Consider the following 15,933-nt stretch of genomic DNA (forward strand, 5'->3'; position numbering starts at 1 on the left):
TCTGCGAGCGGAGCGAAGCGATCCAGATACGCCGCGCTCGCCGACGTCGCGCTTCCCTGGATTGCTTCGCTCCGCTCGCAAAGACGCTGAGCGCGGCGAAAGCGACGTCCCGAAGCCAATGGCCGGGCAGCCCTGTCACCGCGGCCCGCTTGGCGGGGCTTCTCGCCGTTCCAGTTCATGCGGCACCGGCCCTCTGAGACCGCGGGAAGCCGAAGGATGCGGATGAGCCAGAACCTGCCGCTGCGAGGGCTGACCGTGCTCGCCCTGGAGCAGGCCGTCGCCGCGCCCTACTGCACCTCGCGGCTCGCCGATGCCGGGGCCCGGGTCATCAAGATCGAGCGGCCGGAGGGGGATTTCGCCCGCGGCTACGACGCGGCGGTCAACGGGCTGGCGAGCTACTTCGTCTGGCTCAACCGCGGCAAGGAGAGCCTCGTCGCCGACATCAAGGATCCGGCCGACGCCCGCCTGCTGCACGCGATCCTCGCCCAGGCCGACGTGTTCGTGCAGAACCTCGCCCCCGGCGCGGCGGCCCGGGCGGGCTTCGGCTCGGCGGAGCTGCGCGCGCGCTACCCCCGGCTGATCACCGTCGACATCTCCGGCTACGGCGCCGGCAACGCCTACAGCGACATGAAGGCCTACGACCTGCTGGTCCAGGCCGAGAGCGGGCTCACCGGGATCACCGGCCACCCGGCGGGGCCCGGCCGCGTCGGCGTCTCCGTCTGCGACGTCGCCTGCGGGATGGACGCCCACGCCGCGGTCCTCGAGGCGCTGATCGCCCGCGGGATCACCGGGCAGGGCTGCGCCCTGGAGGTCAGCCTGTTCAGCGGCGCCGCCGACTGGATGAACGTGCCGCTGCTCTACTTCGAGGGGACCGGCAAGGCGCCCCAGCGGGTCGGCCTCGCGCACCCGTCGATCTGTCCCTACGGCGCCTTCCCCACGGCCGACGGCAGCCTCGTGCTGATCTCGATCCAGAACGAGCGCGAGTGGGGGAATTTCTGCGCCGGCGTGCTCCGGGAGCCGGAGCTCGCCCGGGCCGAGGGCTTCGCGTCCAACAACGCCCGTGTGGCCAACCGCGCCGCGGTCGACCTGCGCATCGGCGCCGCGCTGGTGCGGCTGACCCGCGACGCGGCCGCCGCCCGGCTGAAGGCGGCGGGCACCGCCTACGGTTTCGTCAACACGCTGGCGGACCTCGCCACGCACCCCGCGCTGATCCGCGCGGAGGTCCGGACGCCTTCGGGGCCGGCCCGGATCGTGGCGCCGCCGGTGCTGATCGACGGCGCGGTCCGCGCCCTCGGACCGGTCCCGGCCATCGACGAGCACGGGGCGCGGATCCGCGCGGAATTCGCGCCCCGGGCTCGAGGACAGTGATCTGACAGCGCATCGGAATGGGCGGGAGGAGACGATGAGACTGGACGGCAAGATCGCGCTCGTGACGGGGGCCGGCAGCGGCTTCGGGGCCGGGATCGCCCAGCGCTTCGCCGCGGAGGGCGCCAAGGTGGCCTGCGTGGACATCGACGGCGCGGCGGCCGGGCGCGTCGCGGCGGCGCTCGGCGACAACGCCATCGCGATCGCCGCCGATGTCGGGCTGGCCGCTGACGTCGCCGCCAGCGTCGCCGAGACGCGGCAGCGCTTCGGCGTGCCGAGCATTCTCGTCAACAACGCCGGCACCACCCACCGCAACAAGCCGCTGATGGAGGTGACGGAGGAGGATTTCGACCGGGTCTTCCGGGTCAACGTGAAGTCGATCTTCCACTACGTCCGGGAAGTCGCCCCGCTGATGCGCGACGCGGGCGGCGGCGCGATCCTCAACGTCAGCTCGACGGCGGCGCTGCGGCCGCGCCCGGGTCTGACGTGGTACAACGCCTCCAAGGGCGCGGCGAGCCTCGCCTCGAAGTCGCTGGCCCTGGAGCTGGCGCCCTGGAAGATCCGTGTGAACGCCCTCTGCCCGGTCATGGGCGCCACGGGGCTCCTCGAGCACTTCATGGGCGTCCTCGACACGCCCGAGAACCGCGACCGCTTCATCGCCACGATCCCGCTCGGGCGCCTGTCGGAGGCGAGCGACATCGCCGCCGCCGCCCTGTTCCTCGCCTCCGACGAGGCGGCGTTCATCACCGGCGTCGATCTCCCCGTCGACGGCGGCCGCACGGCCTGAGGAGCCCCCGATGGAAGCCTATACCGAGATCCGCGAGGCGGTCGCCAAGCTCTGCGCCGGCTTCCCGGGACCGTACTGGCGGGCCCTCGACCGGGAGATGGCCTACCCGATTGAATTCGTGAACGCGCTGAACGAGAGCGGCTACCTGTCGGTGCTGATTCCCGAGGCGTACGGCGGCTCCGGCCTGCCGCTCTCGGCGGCCGCCGCGATCCTCGAGGAGGTGCAGCGGGCGGGCTGCAACGGCGGCGCCTGCCACGCCCAGATGTACACGATGGGCACGCTGCTGCGGCACGGCTCGGAGGCGCAGAAGGCCGAGTACCTGCCGGGCATCGCGGAGGGCCGCCTGCGGCTCCAAGCCTTCGGCGTGACCGAGCCGACCTCCGGCACCGATACCGGCAGCCTGAAGACGACGGCCCGCCTGGAGGGCGACCACTACGTCGTCAACGGCCAGAAGATCTGGACCAGCCGCGCCGAGCATTCGGACCTGATGCTGCTCCTCGCCCGCACCACGCCGCGGGCCGAGGGCATGAAGCGCACGGACGGGCTGTCGGTGCTGCTCGTCGACATGCGCGCGGCCAAGGGCAACGGCCTGACGATCCGGCCGATCCGCACGATGATGAACCACGCCACCACGGAGGTGTTCTTCGACAATCTCCGCGTTCCGGCGCAGAACCTCATCGGCGAGGAGGGCAAAGGCTTCCGCTACATCCTGTCCGGCATGAACGCGGAGCGGATCCTGATCGCCGCCGAGTGCGTCGGCGACGCCAAGTGGTTCATCGACAGGGCCCGGGCCTATGCCGGCGAGCGGACCGTCTTCGGCCGGCCGATCGGTGCCAACCAGGGCGTGCAGTTCCCCATCGCGAAGGCCTACGCGAACATGCGCGCGGCCGAGCTGATGGTCCGCGAGGCGCTGACCCTCTACGAGGGCGGGGCCAATCCCGGGGCCGAGGCCAACATGGCCAAGATGCTCGCCGCCGACGCGTCCTTCGAGGCGGCGAACGCCTGCATCCAGACCCACGGCGGCTTCGGATTCGCCGAGGAGTACGACGTGGAGCGCAAGTTCCGCGAGACGCGCCTCTATCAGGTCGCGCCGATCTCCACGAACCTGATCCTCGCCTACCTGTCCGAGCACGTGCTCGGCCTGCCGCGCTCGTACTGACATGACCGATCTCAGCGCCTGGATCGGCCGCGCGCGGGACGCGTCCGACCTCGTCACGCCGCGCCTCCTCGCCGAGTTCCGCGCGACCTTCGCGCCGCACCTGGCGCCGGTCGCCGACGGGATCGCGCCGCCGGCCCTGCACTGGTGCCTCGCGCCCGAGACGCCGACGGCCGACTCCCTCGGGCCCGACGGCCACGCCGCCAAGGGCGGCTTCCTGCCCCCGGTGCCGCTGCCCCGGCGGATGTGGGCGGGGGGCGAGATCGAGACGCTCTCGGACCTGCGCGCGGGGGACACGGTCACGCGCACCGAGACCGTGCGGGACGTCGCCTTCAAGAGCGGGCGGAGCGGGAGCCTGTGCTTCGTCACCGTCGACCACACGGTCTCGACAGAACGGGGCGTCGCGATCCGCGACCGGCAGGATATCGTCTACCGCGAGGCGGCGGGCGCACAGACGGGAAGCGGCGCCGCGCCCGAGCGCGACGGTTCCGAATCCTACGCGGTGATCTGGGAGGTGCCGGCGACGCCGACGCTGCTGTTCCGCTACTCGGCGATGACCTTCAACGGCCACCGCTTCCACTACGACCAGCCCTACGCGACGCGGGTGGAAGGCTACGCCGACCTCGTCGTGCACGGCCCGATGCAGGCGACGCTGCTGATGAACCTCGCCGCGACGCTCCTCGGACGCGTGCCGCGGACATTCACGTATCGTGCGGTCGCGCCGATGACGGCGAACCAGGTGTTTCGGGTCTGCGGGCGGGTCGCCGGGACGGCGTTCGAGGGCGTGACCCTCGACGCGGGGGGGCATGTCTGCATGCGGGCCCGGGCCGACGGGTGAGCGGCCGCGGACGCTCGGTCCGCATCCGAGATTGGGCCGGGATCGGCACCGCCGTCGCGTTGCGCGCGAAAAAAGCGGCCCGCGGACGCGTCCGCGGGCCGGCCCCGGGCGGGATCAGGCCAGCTTCAGGCCGACGTTGACGTTGCCGCGGGTCGCATTGGAGTAAGGGCAGACCTGATGGGCGGCGTCGACGAGCTTCTGCGCGTCGGCGCGGTCCAGGCCCGGGAGGCTGATGGTCAGGTCGGCGGTGATGCCGAAGCCGCCCTCGGAGCGCGGGCCGATGCCGACATCGGCGGTGACGGTGGTCTCGGCCGGGACCTTCAGCTGCAGCGACGGCGCGACGGCCTTCATGGCGCCGAGGAAGCAGGCCGAGTAGCCGGACGCGAAGAGCTGCTCCGGGTTCGCGCCCGGACCGCCCGCGCCGCCGAGCTCCTTCGGGGTCGAGAGCTTGACCTCGAAGCTGCCGTCGGCAGTCCGGGCGGCGCCGTCGCGGCCGCCGGTGGCCGTGGCGGTGGTACGGTACTTCACGTCTACGGGCATGGGACTCTCCGGTTTGGGGATGCCGCCGGCATGTAGGCGCCGACTCGCCTCCGCACAGCCCATTTAGATTGCGCGCAATCTAATTTCAAGGATCGATCAGCGCGAAGCGGTCGACATCGACGAGCCCTCGATCGGTGATCTTCAGGTGGGGGATCACCGGCAGGGGCAGGAAGGCCACCTGCAGGAAGGGTTCCGGGAGGACGACCTCCAGGCTTCGCGCCGCGTCGCGCAAGGTTACGAGCGAGCGGCGGATGGCGTCGAACGGCATGAGACTCATGAGCCCGGCGACCGGCAGCGCGATCTCGGCCAGCACCCGGCCGCCCTCGACCACCACGAAGCCGCCCTCGATCGCGCCGAGCCGGTTTACCGCCACGGCCATGTCGGCATCGTCCGCCCCGACCACCGTGATGTTGTGGCTGTCGTGCCCGACCGACGAAGCGATGGCGCCGCGCTTGAGGCCGAACCCCTTCACGAACGCGACCCCGACGCCGCGCGCGCCCGGCTGTGTCCGGCCGTGGCGCTCGACCACCGCGACCTTGATGACGTCCTGGTCGAGGTCGATCCGGCGCTCGCCGCCGGAATAGGGCAGGGTCAGGTCGTGCCGCAGGGTGATGATCTTGCCGGGCACGACGCCGATCACCGGCGTCGACGGCCCGGAGCCCGGAGCGGCGAAGTCGGCGGCCGTCACGTGCCGCGCCCGCACGCTCCGGCGGCCGATCGGCTCGATCGACGCGCGCGCGTCGAAGAGCGCGGCGTCCACCGGCCGGCCCGCGCTGAGGACTTGCGACACGGCACAGGCGGCGAGATCGTCGAGCACCACGAGGTCGGCGCGCTGGCCGGGCGCGACGAGGCCCCGGTCGTGCAGCCCGAAGGCGCGGGCCGCCGACCAGGAGGCCGCCCGGTAGGCGGCCAGCGGCGGCACGCCGAGGGCGATGGCCGTGCGGATGACGAAGTCGAGGTGCCCCTCCTCGGCGATGTCGAGGGGATTCCGGTCGTCGGTGCAGAAGGCCAGGAACGGCGCCGTCCGCTCGGTCAGGATCGGCGCGAGGGCGTGCAGGTCCTTGCACACCGAGCCCTCGCGGATCAGCACGGTCATGCCCTTCGACAGCTTCTCGCGGGCCTCCTCGGGCGATGTCGCCTCGTGCTCGGTGCGGATGCCCGCCGCGATGTAGCCGTTGAGCGCGAGGCCGCGCAGGAGCGGCGCGTGCCCGTCGATGTGCCGCCCCTGGAAGGCCGCGAGCTTGTCCAGCACGCCCGCATCGCCCGCCAGCACGCCCGGGAAGTTCATGAACTCGGCGAGGCCGATCACCTTCGGGTGCGTCGCGAAGGGCAGGAGATCCTGCGCCTCGATCCGGGCGCCCGAGGTCTCCAGGTGGTCGGTGGCCGGCACGCAGGACGAGAGCTGCACCCGCAGATCCATCGCCAGCGTCTCGGAGGATCTGAGGAACCACGTGAAGGCGTCGGTGCCGAGCACGTTGGCCATCTCGTGCGGGTCGCAGATCCCGGTGGTGACGCCGTGCGGCAGGACGCACCGCTCGTATTCCTGCGGCGGCATCAGCGACGACTCGACGTGGAAATGCGTGTCGATGAAGCCCGGCACCACGACCTTGCCGGACACGTCGATCTCCCGGGTGCCGCGATACCGCCCGAAGGTCCCGACGATCCAGTCGCCGCAGATCGCGATGTCGGAGGCGACGAGGTCGCCGGTGACGAGGTCGAGGAAGTGGCCGCCCTTCAGGACCAGATCGGCTTCGGCCCGGCCCTGACCCTGCGCGATCGCGCGCCGGAGGAAATCCACCTGTGTCATCGCGATCCGCCCCTCCCTCCTGCCATCCGCCAGAAGCATGCCACGGGTGCCGGTCTCCCGGCGACGCTTGCGGATGCGCGGGCGCGGGCGCAGAAGCCCTTCACCTTTGAACCAGTCGAAGCTCTCGATGCCTGCCTATCGCTCACGCACCACCACCCACGGCCGCAATATGGCCGGTGCCCGCGGCCTCTGGCGCGCCACCGGCATGAAGGATTCGGATTTCGGCAAGCCGATCATCGCGGTGGTGAACTCCTTCACGCAGTTCGTGCCGGGCCACGTCCACCTGAAGGACCTCGGCCAGCTCGTCGCCCGGGAGATCGAGGCGGCCGGCGGCGTCGCCAAGGAGTTCAACACCATCGCGGTCGATGACGGGATCGCGATGGGCCACGATGGGATGCTGTACTCGCTGCCGTCCCGCGAGCTGATCGCCGATTCCGTCGAGTACATGGTCAACGCGCACTGCGCCGACGCGATGGTGTGCATCTCGAACTGCGACAAGATCACCCCCGGCATGCTGATGGCGACGCTGCGCCTCAACATCCCGACCGTCTTCGTCTCGGGCGGCCCAATGGAGGCCGGCAAGGTGCAGCTGCCGGGCATCGCCAGGAAGGTCGACCTCGTCGACGCGATGATCGCGGCGGCCGACGACCGGATCTCCGACGAGGACGTCGCCGTCATCGAGCGCTCCGCCTGCCCGACCTGCGGCTCCTGCTCGGGCATGTTCACGGCGAACTCGATGAACTGCCTCACCGAGGCGCTGGGTCTGGCGCTGCCGGGCAACGGCTCGGTGCTCGCCACCCACGCCGACCGCAAGCGCCTCTTCGTCGAGGCCGGCCATCTGATCGTCGATCTGGCCCGCCGCCACTACGAGCAGGACGACGCCAGCGTGCTGCCGCGCGCGGTCGCGAGCTTCCAGGCGTTCGAGAACGCCATGACCCTCGACATCGCCATGGGCGGCTCGACCAACACGGTGCTGCACCTGCTGGCCGCCGCCCACGAGGGCGAGGTGCCCTTCACCATGGCCGATATCGACCGGCTGTCCCGGCGGGTGCCGGTGCTGTGCAAGGTCGCCCCGGCGGTAGCCAACGTCCACATGGAGGACGTCCACCGGGCGGGCGGCATCATGGGGATCCTGGGCGAGCTCGACCGGGCCGGCCTGATCGACACCGGCGTCGGAAACGTCTCGGCCGGAACGCTCGGCGGGGCGCTCGCCCGCTGGGACGTGCGCGGCGAACCGGCCGCCTCGGTCCAGACCTTCTACCGCGCGGCCCCGGGCGGCGTGCCGACCCAGGTGGCGTTCAGCCAGGAATCGCGCTTCGACGCGCTCGACCTCGACCGGGAGGGCGGCGTCATCCGCGACGCGGCGCACGCCTACTCGCAGGATGGCGGCCTCGCCGTGCTCTACGGCAATCTCGCCGAGCAGGGCTGCATCGTGAAGACCGCGGGCGTCGACGCCTCGATCCTGACCTTCACGGGCACCGCCCGCGTGTTCGAGAGCCAGGACGCGGCCGTCGACGGCATCCTCAACGGCAAGGTCACAGCCGGCGAGGTGGTGCTGATCCGCTACGAGGGCCCCCGCGGCGGCCCCGGCATGCAGGAGATGCTGTACCCGACGAGCTACCTGAAATCGAAGGGACTGGGTAAGGCCTGCGCCCTCGTCACCGACGGGCGGTTCTCCGGCGGGTCGTCGGGCCTGTCCATCGGGCACGTCTCGCCCGAGGCGGCCGAGGGCGGCCTCATCGGCCTCGTGCGGGACGGCGACCGGATCGCCATCGACATCCCGAACCGGCGCATCCACCTCGATGTCGAGACGGCGGAGCTCGACCAGCGGCGGGCCGCTCAGGAGGCGGCGGGCTGGCAGCCGGCGAAGCCGCGCAAGCGGAAGGTGAGCACGGCCCTGCGCGCCTACGCCATGCTCACGACGAGCGCGGCGCACGGCGCGGTGCGCCGGGTCTGATCAGCGGAGTTCGAGGACCAGGGCGGCGATGGCGGCCAACAGGGCCGCCGCCGCCACCGCGGCGCCGATGAGGCGCGCGCGGACGGACCGGGCCGTGTTCGCGGGCGAACCGTTCACCGACAGGGCAGGGGCGGATGGGGCATCCGGGATGCGCCCCAGCGCCCGGAGCATCAACGGCTCGATCGCCGCGTATCCGGCCGGGCTCAGGTGGAGCCCGTCCGTCCCGTAATCCGGCCGGAGCCCACCGGACTCGGACACCAGCACGGCGTGGTAATCGACGAACGTCGCGCCGTGCTCGTGGGCGTGGTCCCGGAGCCACGCGTTGACCGCAGCGATCATGGCGGGGGCGTCCCGCACCTCCGGGTTCCACGGGATGCCGTCCACCGGCGTGAGCGAGCCGATCCAGGCCTTCACGCCCAGGGCGCGGGCCTCGTCGAGCATGCCGGCGAGCGTGCGGCAGATCTCCTCGACCGGGACGAAGACACCCTCGTTGCGGCCGATATCGTTGACGCCGCACAGGAGATGCACGCCCCGGGCGCCGGTCTCCGCGAGGTCGCGGGCGAACCGCATGGTGATCCAGCGCGCCGTCTGGCCGGAGCCGCCACGGGGGATGAGGCCGTAGGCCTCGAAAGTGCCGGCCCGGTGGAAGCCCCAGAGCTCCGTGATCGAGTCGCCGACGAAGACGATCGGTTCGGCCATGGCTCAGGCGGCCGTCGCCGCCCCGACCGTCTCGACCACCTCCGCCTGGAGACGGTCGGCCATCACTTGGCGCCCCTCCGAAGTCACGTGGACGATGTCGGTGAACAGGGCACGGGTGTCGGCCTCGAACAGCCGGCTCAGGTTCCGCGCCGCGAAGGCCCGGTCGGCCGTGTCCAGCCGCCCGAGGACATTCTCGAAGCGCTCGTACTGGCGGTCGAGATAGGCGAGGAACGCGCCGGACGCGGCGCCGGCCTCCGCACCCGCGAGCGTCCCCTTGCGGACGACCGTCGGCTGCAGGAGAAACCGGACCGGCGCGCCGATCCCGGGCGCGAGCCGCGCGAGGCGCCTGAGCGCCAGCTCGAACTGCCGCACCCCCTCCCATTCCCAGATGTCGGACTGCCAGTTCGTGAGCGCGCGCAGGTTCTCGAGGCGATTGAAGATCATCGCCTGCAAGCCGTCATACGACAGGTCCTCCGCGTCCTCGGCGGATTTCCTCGGGTCGAAGAAGTAGTCGTAGAGGCTCTCGTTCGCGAAGTGATTGTAGGGAACGCCGGCCCGCGGATCGAAGCTCCAAGGCTGGAAGATGTCGGTCGCGCCGCCGACGACCAGGATGACGTCGGGCTGCAGGTCCATCAGCCGCGTCGTGATCAGGGCGATCATCTGGTTGAGACAGGCCGAGACCGCGCCGAAATTGTAGACCCGCGCGCCGGGTCCGTGCACCTGCTTCAGCCCGGTCTCCAGCCGTCCGGGCACGGTGTCGGCGAAGACCTGGCCGTCGATCAGCGTGCTGTCGCCGACGACGAAGACCCGCAGCGTTTCGGAGGGCGGCCGCGCGTCCGCGTGCGCGTCGTTGCGATACCCGAGGGCGTCGTAGCGCCAGCCCTGACCGGACGCCTCGGTCAGCGGCTTCCCGGCGAACTGCGCGTAGGGCGCGGGAAACCGGCTGTTCGCGTCGAAATTCTGGAAGCTCTGCAGGAACTTCCGCCGTCGCGCGTCCGCGCTGTCGTCGGGCGGCCGGTGGGCCATGGTCCGTCTCCTCGCCGGGCGGATGCCCGGTGGCTGTGCGATGGTCGGTGAGCCGGGCGGCGCGACGGCGGGCCCGGTCAGCTCCGCAGCGTCGCGTGGTTCTCCAGGAACCAGCCGTAGGTCTGGCGCAGGCCGTCCTCGAGGGCGATCTCCGGCCGCCAGCCCATCGCCCGCAGCCGCGACACGTCCATCAGCTTGCGCGGCGTCCCGTCGGGCTTGGTCGCATCGAACGCGAGTTCGCCCGCGTAGCCGATCACCCGCGCGAGCGCCTCGGCGAGCTGACGGATGGTGCAGTCCTCACCCGTCCCGACGTTGATGTGCGACAGGTCGGGGCGCGTGTTCGCGGCGTAGACCGCGTCGTCCATCTCCATCACGTAGACGCTGGCCCGTGCCATGTCGTCGACGTGCAGGAACTCGCGCATCGCCCGGCCGGTGCCCCAGACCGTGACCTTCGCCAGACCCTCCCGCTTCGCCTCGTGGAAGCGGCGCATCAGCGCCGGCAGCACGTGGGCGTTCTCGGGATGGAAGTTGTCGTTCGGGCCGTAGAGGTTGGTCGGCATCACGCTGCGATAGCGGCGCCCGTACTGCCGGTTGTAGCTCTCGCACATCTTGATCCCCGCGATCTTGGCGATCGCGTAGGGCTCGTTGGTCGGCTCGAGCAGCCCGGTCAGCAGGGCGTCCTCGCGCATCGGCTGGGGCGCGAGCTTCGGGTAGATGCAGGACGAGCCCAGGAACAGCAGCCGGTCGACGCCGTGCGTGTGCGCGGCGTCGATCAGGTTCGACTGGATCAGCAGGTTCTCGTGGATGAACTCGGCCGGGTAGGTGTTGTTGGCGTGGATGCCGCCGACGCGCGCGGCGGCGAGGTAGACCTGGTCGATGCGGTTCTCGGCGAAGAAGCGCCGGACCGCGGCCTGATCGAGGAGGTCGAGGGTTCGGCGGTCGGCCGTGAGGATCCGCTCGTGACCGAGCTCACGCAGGCGACGCACGATCGCCGAGCCCACCATGCCGCGATGGCCCGCCACGAAAATGGTCTGACCTCGACCGTCCATCACGCGTCCGTTCCCTGCCGAAAGCTCGGATTTCCAAGCCCCTATAGCCCCTTTGCGGCGCGATATCGCCGCGCAAACACGCGTTTTCTGAGGCGGGCCACGGGGCGCACGCCGGCCTCCGCGAACCGCGTCATTGTACGGGAAACGACGAAACCAAATACAACTGAAAGTTAGCGTTAATCATTCTACCAGAAGCTGCATCTCGTTCCTGCTTGCCGACCAGCGGGTTGCAGGGCCGGATCGGAATCGCTCCCCGGCCGCGCAGCAATGGAGTTCCAGATGCGTCCCTTGACCGTCGTCCCGGTTACGCCGCGGACTGCGACGATCGCTGTCCTCCGTCCGGGCGCCGCCCGCGCGATCCCGATCGCGGCCGGGCTCCTGCTCTGCACGGCCCTGGCGACACCCGCCCAGGCGCAGCTCCTGCGCGGCGCGCTGGATACAACCACGAATGGCATCCTCGGCACCGGGCTCACGATCGGCACGAGCAGCCCCGGCAGCGGCGTGCTCGGAACCGGCCTCAATGTCGGCACGACCAATGGCGGGCTTCTCGGCACGGGCGTCACGGTCGGCACCACCAATCCCGGGACCGGCGTCCTCGGGACCGGCGTCAATGTCGGGACCACGACCGGCGGCAGCGTGCTCGGCACCGGCGTGACGGTCGGCACCACCGCTCCCGGGACCGGCGTCCTCGGAACGGGGCTCAACGTCGGGACCACCGGCGGGGGTGTGCTCGGGACCGGCGTGCTCGTCGGCACGACCGGTCCGGGAGACGGGCTGCTCGGCACCGGTCTGACCCTGGGAACCGCGGGAGGGACCGGAACGGGCGGCTGCGGCACATGCGGCGGCACCGGCGGGGGTGGGACCGGCGGAGGCGGAACCGGTGGTGGTGGTACTGGTGGCGGGTCCAATCAGGGCATCTACATCATCACCGGCAACGTGACGCAGTCCCAGGGGCAGACCGTCATCAACGAGCTGAGGCTCTCGCAGCTCACGAGCGTCACGGGCGTCGCCGCGAACAACACCAGCAACCAGGCCGCGCCGATCGCCGTCGGCAGCGACGCGCTGGCGGTGGGCTACGGTTCGAGCGCGGCCGGGACGGCCTCGACCGCGGTCGGCACGGGCGCCAGCGCGGCCAACACCGGCAGCGTCGCCCTCGGCTACGCGGCCAGCGCGCAGGGCCTCGGCGGAACGGCGATCGGCACGGCCTCCGCGGCGTCCGGAGCCGGCAGCACCGCCTTGGGCTTCGTCGCCGGCGCGACCGGGACCGGATCCACCGCCATCGGTGCGGCCGCCTCGGCGGCCGGCAACAACAGCGTCGCGCTCGGCAACGGGGCGGCCGCCAATCAGGCCAACACGATCGCGATCGGCGCGAACGTGAAGACGACCCAGGCCAACCAGGTGGCGATCGGCAATTCCGCGAACACCTACACGCTGGCCGGCATCGCCTCGCAGGCGAGCGCCGCCGCCCAGAGCGGAGCGACGGCCTTCGTGACCACGGACGCGAACGGTAACCTCGCGGCCTCGGCCTACGGACCGTCGACGATCGCCGGCCTCGGCAACCGGATCGATTCGGTGCAGGCGCAGGTCAACAACCTGGAAGCCAAGACCGACTCGGTCCAGCGCTACGCCATCCAGACCCGCAAGGAGGCCCGGCAGGGCGTCGCCATGGCCATCGCGATGGCGACCGCGCCGATGCCGTCGGCGCCGGGCAAGACGACCTGGGCCACCAACGGAGCGACCTACCGGGGCGAGTGGGCCGGCGGTCTCGCTGTGGCGCACCGGTTGCCGACCTGCTGCGTCCCGATCGCGGTGACCGCGGGCGTGGCCTACGGCGGCGACAACGCCGTCGGTGTCCGCGCCGGCCTCGCGGGCGAATTCTGACAGGGCCATCATCACCAGGGACGCGCCTGATTTCGTCCTTGCGCAGCGTGAAAGGACCGCGATAGTGTCAAGCAATGCTGACACTCGCGGTCGACCATCGGGTTGCGCAAGAGATCGATCGGCGCCCGCACGCCGTCGTGGTCGGCTCGGGCTTCGGCGGTCTCGCCGCGGCGGTCCGGCTGGGCGCGCGCGGCTATCGCGTCACCGTCTTGGAGCGCCTCGCGCAGCCCGGGGGACGGGCCCGCGTCCACCGGCAGGACGGCTTCACCTTCGACGCCGGTCCGACCATCGTCACCGCGCCCCAGCTCTTCGAGGAGTTGTGGCAGCTCGCCGGCCGCAGGCTCGCCGACGACGTGACGCTGGTGCCGATGGATCCCTTCTACCGGATCCGCTTCGCCGACGGCACGTCCTTCGCCTACAGCGGCGACGTGGACCGGATGCGCGCCGAGGTGGCCCGCTTCGCGCCGGACGACGTCGCGGGGTACGAGCGCTTCATGGCGCACAGCCGCGCCGTCTGCCGGATCGGGTTCGAGCAGCTCGGACACGTGCCGTTCGGCAGCGTCGGCGCGATGCTCAAGATCGCGCCCGACCTGCTGCGCCTCTCGGGACACCGCTCGGTGCACGACGTGGTGGCGCGCTTCATCCGCGACGAGCGGCTGCGCACGGTCTTCAGCTTCCATCCGCTCCTGATCGGCGGCAACCCGTTCCGGGCCAGCGCCATCTACTGCCTGATCGCCGACCTCGAGCGGCGCTGGGGCGTTCACTTCGCGATGGGCGGTACGGGGCAGCTGGTCGACGGGCTGGTGCGGCTGATCCGGTCGCAGGGCGGCCGCCTGCGCCTCGGCGTCGAGGTCGCGCGCATCCGGGTCGAGGCGGGGGCGGCCACCGGCGTCGACCTGACCAGCGGCGAGACGATCGCGGCCGACGTCGTGGTGTCCAACGCCGATTCGGCCGTGACGCACGCGCGCCTGCTTCCGGAGGCGCAGCGCTGGAGCCCGGGGCGGTTCCAGCGAGCCCGCTCGTCGATGGGACTATTCGTCTGGTACTTCGGCACCAAGCGGCGCTACCCGGCGGTGGATCACCACACGATCCTGCTCGGGCCCCGATACCGCGGCCTGCTCGCCGACATCTTCGACCGCAAGGTGCTGGCCGAGGACGCGAGCCTCTACCTGCATCGTCCGACCGCCACCGATCCGAGCCTCGCCCCACCGGGATGCGACGCCTTCTACGTGCTGGCCCCGGTGCCGAACCTCGCCGGCGGCCAGGATTGGCAGACCCTCGCCGAACCGTACCGGCGCCGGATCGCCGCCCTGCTCGAGGCGAGCGTGATGCCTGGCCTGTCGGAGGCCATCGTGACCTCGAAGGTGACGACGCCGCTGGATTTCCAGGACGATTTCCTGAGCTACCGGGGCTCCGGATTCGGCCTGGAGCCGGTGCTGACGCAATCGGCCTGGTTCCGTCCGCACAACCGGTCGAGCGCAGTCCGCAACCTCTACCTCGTGGGCGCCGGCACGCATCCGGGGGCCGGCCTCCCCGGGGTGCTGTCCTCCGCCCGCATCCTCGACAGCGTGGTCCCCGATGCCCGCGTTACCGCCTGAATTCGCCGCCGCGGCCGACCGGACCGCCTGCCGGATGGCGATCCGGGCCGGTTCGAAGAGCTTCTTCGCGGCCGGCCAGCTGCTGCCGGCCGACATGCGCGAGGCGGCTTACGGCCTCTACGCCTTCTGCCGGCTGTCCGACGATCTCGTCGACGATGCGGCGAGCCCGGCCGACCGGCGCGGCGCCGTGGCGCGTCTCGAGGCCCGGATCGGTCAGGCCTATGCGGGCCGTCCCGCCGACGCCCCGGCGGACCGCGCCTTCGCGGAGATCGTCGCGGCCCACGCGATTCCGGAAGCGCTGCCGCGCGCGCTGATCGAGGGCTTCGCCTGGGACGCCGAGGGCCGGCGCTACGCCGATCTCGGGGCGCTCCACGCCTACGCTGCCCGGGTCGCGGGCTCGGTCGGGGCGATGATGTCCCTGATCATGGGGACCCGCTGTCCCGACGCGCTGGCCCGCGCCTGCGATCTCGGCGCCGCGATGCAGCTCACCAACATCGCGCGCGACGTCGGCGAGGACGCGCGGATGGGCCGCCTCTACCTGCCACTGGACTGGATGCGGGAGGCGGGGCTCGATCCGGACGCGTTCCTCGCCGATCCGCGGCCGAGCCCGGCCCTGGCCGGCGTGGTGGCCCGCCTCCTCGCCGAGGCGGACAGCCTCTACGCGCGCGCCGAGGCGGGCATCGCGGTGCTGCCACGCGGCTGCCGGCCCTCGATCCGGGCGGCGGGGCTGATCTACGCCGAGATCGGCCGGGTCGTCGCGGCGCAGGGCTACGATTCGGTCCGCCACCGCGCCCGGGTCACGACGGCGCGGAAGCTCGCCCTGATCGTCCGCGCGATCCGAACGCCCGCGGACGCGGCCGGCCTCGGCGCGGCCCCGCTTCCCGAGACGGCGTTCCTGATCGAGGCCGTGGCGGCCGAGCCGGTCCTGCCGATGCGCGCGCGCCCGGCGCTGCGGCCCTGGTGGGACGTCGGCGGCCGGGTCGTGCACGTCCTCGACCTGATCGAGCGGATGCGCGAGCGCGAGGCGTTCGGCCGCTCCGCACCGTCCTGATCGACGCGGCGGAGGCTCATCGGTGCGCGACGGGCTGTTCGCCGCCCTCGATATCGGACTCGTCTTCGCCCTGGCGCTGGGTGTCGGGGTCTGGCAGCTCATCGCGGTCCGCCGCAGCATCCGCCGCGACCGGGACGGCAAGGCGGATTGAGGCCACGGTTACCGACGGCGGCCTCCGG

At 71.6% G+C, this 15,933-nt stretch carries 14 protein-coding genes; 9 read left to right on the forward strand and 5 right to left on the reverse strand.

The features are described 5' to 3' along the window. Positions 1-222 precede the first annotated feature (222 nt). From H288_RS0107385 to H288_RS0107400, 4 genes are read left to right on the forward strand one after another with little or no spacing between them, the layout of a single operon-like run. A complete protein-coding gene (locus H288_RS0107385) occupies positions 223-1,368 on the forward strand; it encodes a CaiB/BaiF CoA-transferase family protein (protein WP_020091953.1) in 1,146 nt (381 codons plus the stop codon). A gap of 34 nt (positions 1,369-1,402) precedes the next feature. Beyond that, positions 1,403-2,152 (forward strand): SDR family oxidoreductase, encoded by a 750-nt coding sequence (locus H288_RS0107390; protein WP_020091954.1) that lies wholly within the window; start codon positions 1,403-1,405, stop codon positions 2,150-2,152. Positions 2,153-2,162: 10 nt separating this feature from the next. Beyond that, on the forward strand, positions 2,163-3,311 hold the full coding sequence (locus H288_RS0107395; protein WP_020091955.1) for an acyl-CoA dehydrogenase family protein: 1,149 nt from the start codon (positions 2,163-2,165) through the stop codon (positions 3,309-3,311). A gap of 1 nt (position 3,312) precedes the next feature. Continuing rightward, positions 3,313-4,146: a MaoC family dehydratase N-terminal domain-containing protein gene (locus tag H288_RS0107400; protein ID WP_020091956.1), complete on the forward strand. Its 834-nt coding sequence runs from the start codon at positions 3,313-3,315 to the stop codon at positions 4,144-4,146. 114 nt (positions 4,147-4,260) lie between these two features. On the opposite strand, the gene H288_RS0107405 is transcribed toward H288_RS0107400, so the two are convergent. Then, positions 4,261-4,686 (reverse strand): organic hydroperoxide resistance protein, encoded by a 426-nt coding sequence (locus H288_RS0107405; RefSeq protein ID WP_020091957.1) that lies wholly within the window; start codon positions 4,684-4,686, stop codon positions 4,261-4,263. Between the two features lie 85 nt (positions 4,687-4,771). Further along, positions 4,772-6,493, reverse strand: a complete 1,722-nt coding sequence (gene ade, locus H288_RS0107410; protein ID WP_020091958.1) for an adenine deaminase — start codon at positions 6,491-6,493, stop codon at positions 4,772-4,774. Positions 6,494-6,620: 127 nt separating this feature from the next. On the opposite strand from ade, the gene ilvD reads away from it, so the two are divergent. Further along, a complete protein-coding gene (gene ilvD / locus H288_RS0107415) occupies positions 6,621-8,450 on the forward strand; it encodes a dihydroxy-acid dehydratase (RefSeq protein WP_026604756.1) in 1,830 nt (609 codons plus the stop codon). Here the strand turns inward: ilvD and H288_RS0107420 are convergent, their stop codons facing one another. From H288_RS0107420 to H288_RS0107430, 3 genes are all read right to left on the reverse strand, one after another. Next, entirely contained in the window at positions 8,451-9,149 is a 699-nt protein-coding gene (locus H288_RS0107420; protein WP_020091960.1) for a GDSL-type esterase/lipase family protein, read from the reverse strand. A 3-nt stretch (positions 9,150-9,152) separates the two neighbouring features. Then, positions 9,153-10,175 carry a lipase gene (locus tag H288_RS0107425; RefSeq protein ID WP_020091961.1) on the reverse strand — a complete coding sequence of 341 codons (1,023 nt, stop codon included), beginning with the start codon at positions 10,173-10,175 and terminating at the stop codon, positions 9,153-9,155. A 77-nt stretch (positions 10,176-10,252) separates the two neighbouring features. Next, complete coding sequence (locus H288_RS0107430) at positions 10,253-11,224, reverse strand: GDP-L-fucose synthase (RefSeq protein ID WP_020091962.1); 972 nt, start codon at positions 11,222-11,224, stop codon at positions 10,253-10,255. 279 nt (positions 11,225-11,503) lie between these two features. Between H288_RS0107430 and H288_RS0107435 the strand changes: the two genes are divergently transcribed. The 4 genes from H288_RS0107435 to H288_RS36240 all read left to right on the forward strand — a co-directional run bounded on the left by H288_RS0107435 (position 11,504) and on the right by H288_RS36240 (position 15,905). Next, positions 11,504-13,105: a hypothetical protein gene (locus tag H288_RS0107435; protein ID WP_106735906.1), complete on the forward strand. Its 1,602-nt coding sequence runs from the start codon at positions 11,504-11,506 to the stop codon at positions 13,103-13,105. 74 nt (positions 13,106-13,179) lie between these two features. Next, positions 13,180-14,703: a phytoene desaturase gene (locus H288_RS0107440; RefSeq protein ID WP_020091964.1), complete on the forward strand. Its 1,524-nt coding sequence runs from the start codon at positions 13,180-13,182 to the stop codon at positions 14,701-14,703. Continuing rightward, positions 14,684-15,754: a phytoene/squalene synthase family protein gene (locus H288_RS0107445; RefSeq protein WP_026604757.1), complete on the forward strand. Its 1,071-nt coding sequence runs from the start codon at positions 14,684-14,686 to the stop codon at positions 15,752-15,754. The genes H288_RS0107440 and H288_RS0107445 overlap by 20 nt, the downstream gene beginning before the upstream one ends. A 22-nt stretch (positions 15,755-15,776) precedes the next feature. After that, positions 15,777-15,905 carry a hypothetical protein gene (locus tag H288_RS36240; RefSeq protein WP_020091966.1) on the forward strand — a complete coding sequence of 43 codons (129 nt, stop codon included), beginning with the start codon at positions 15,777-15,779 and terminating at the stop codon, positions 15,903-15,905. Positions 15,906-15,933 lie beyond the last annotated feature (28 nt).

This window comes from Methylobacterium sp. 285MFTsu5.1 (assembly GCF_000383455.1).
Taxonomy (GTDB): Bacteria; Pseudomonadota; Alphaproteobacteria; order Rhizobiales; family Beijerinckiaceae; genus Methylobacterium.

Bases quoted from the DNA above. Each gene is read 5' to 3' on its own strand.
- H288_RS0107385 (WP_020091953.1), top strand. From the start codon at position 223: ATGAGCCAGAACCTGCCGCTGCGAGGGCTGACCGTGCTCGCCCTGGAG.
- H288_RS0107390 (WP_020091954.1), top strand. From the start codon at position 1,403: ATGAGACTGGACGGCAAGATCGCGCTCGTGACGGGGGCCGGCAGCGGC.
- H288_RS0107395 (WP_020091955.1), top strand. From the start codon at position 2,163: ATGGAAGCCTATACCGAGATCCGCGAGGCGGTCGCCAAGCTCTGCGCC.
- H288_RS0107400 (WP_020091956.1), top strand. From the start codon at position 3,313: ATGACCGATCTCAGCGCCTGGATCGGCCGCGCGCGGGACGCGTCCGAC.
- H288_RS0107405 (WP_020091957.1), bottom strand. From the start codon at position 4,686: ATGCCCGTAGACGTGAAGTACCGTACCACCGCCACGGCCACCGGCGGC.
- ade (WP_020091958.1), bottom strand. From the start codon at position 6,493: ATGACACAGGTGGATTTCCTCCGGCGCGCGATCGCGCAGGGTCAGGGC.
- ilvD (WP_026604756.1), top strand. From the start codon at position 6,621: ATGCCTGCCTATCGCTCACGCACCACCACCCACGGCCGCAATATGGCC.
- H288_RS0107420 (WP_020091960.1), bottom strand. From the start codon at position 9,149: ATGGCCGAACCGATCGTCTTCGTCGGCGACTCGATCACGGAGCTCTGG.
- H288_RS0107425 (WP_020091961.1), bottom strand. From the start codon at position 10,175: ATGGCCCACCGGCCGCCCGACGACAGCGCGGACGCGCGACGGCGGAAG.
- H288_RS0107430 (WP_020091962.1), bottom strand. From the start codon at position 11,224: ATGGACGGTCGAGGTCAGACCATTTTCGTGGCGGGCCATCGCGGCATG.
- H288_RS0107435 (WP_106735906.1), top strand. From the start codon at position 11,504: ATGCGTCCCTTGACCGTCGTCCCGGTTACGCCGCGGACTGCGACGATC.
- H288_RS0107440 (WP_020091964.1), top strand. From the start codon at position 13,180: ATGCTGACACTCGCGGTCGACCATCGGGTTGCGCAAGAGATCGATCGG.
- H288_RS0107445 (WP_026604757.1), top strand. From the start codon at position 14,684: ATGCCCGCGTTACCGCCTGAATTCGCCGCCGCGGCCGACCGGACCGCC.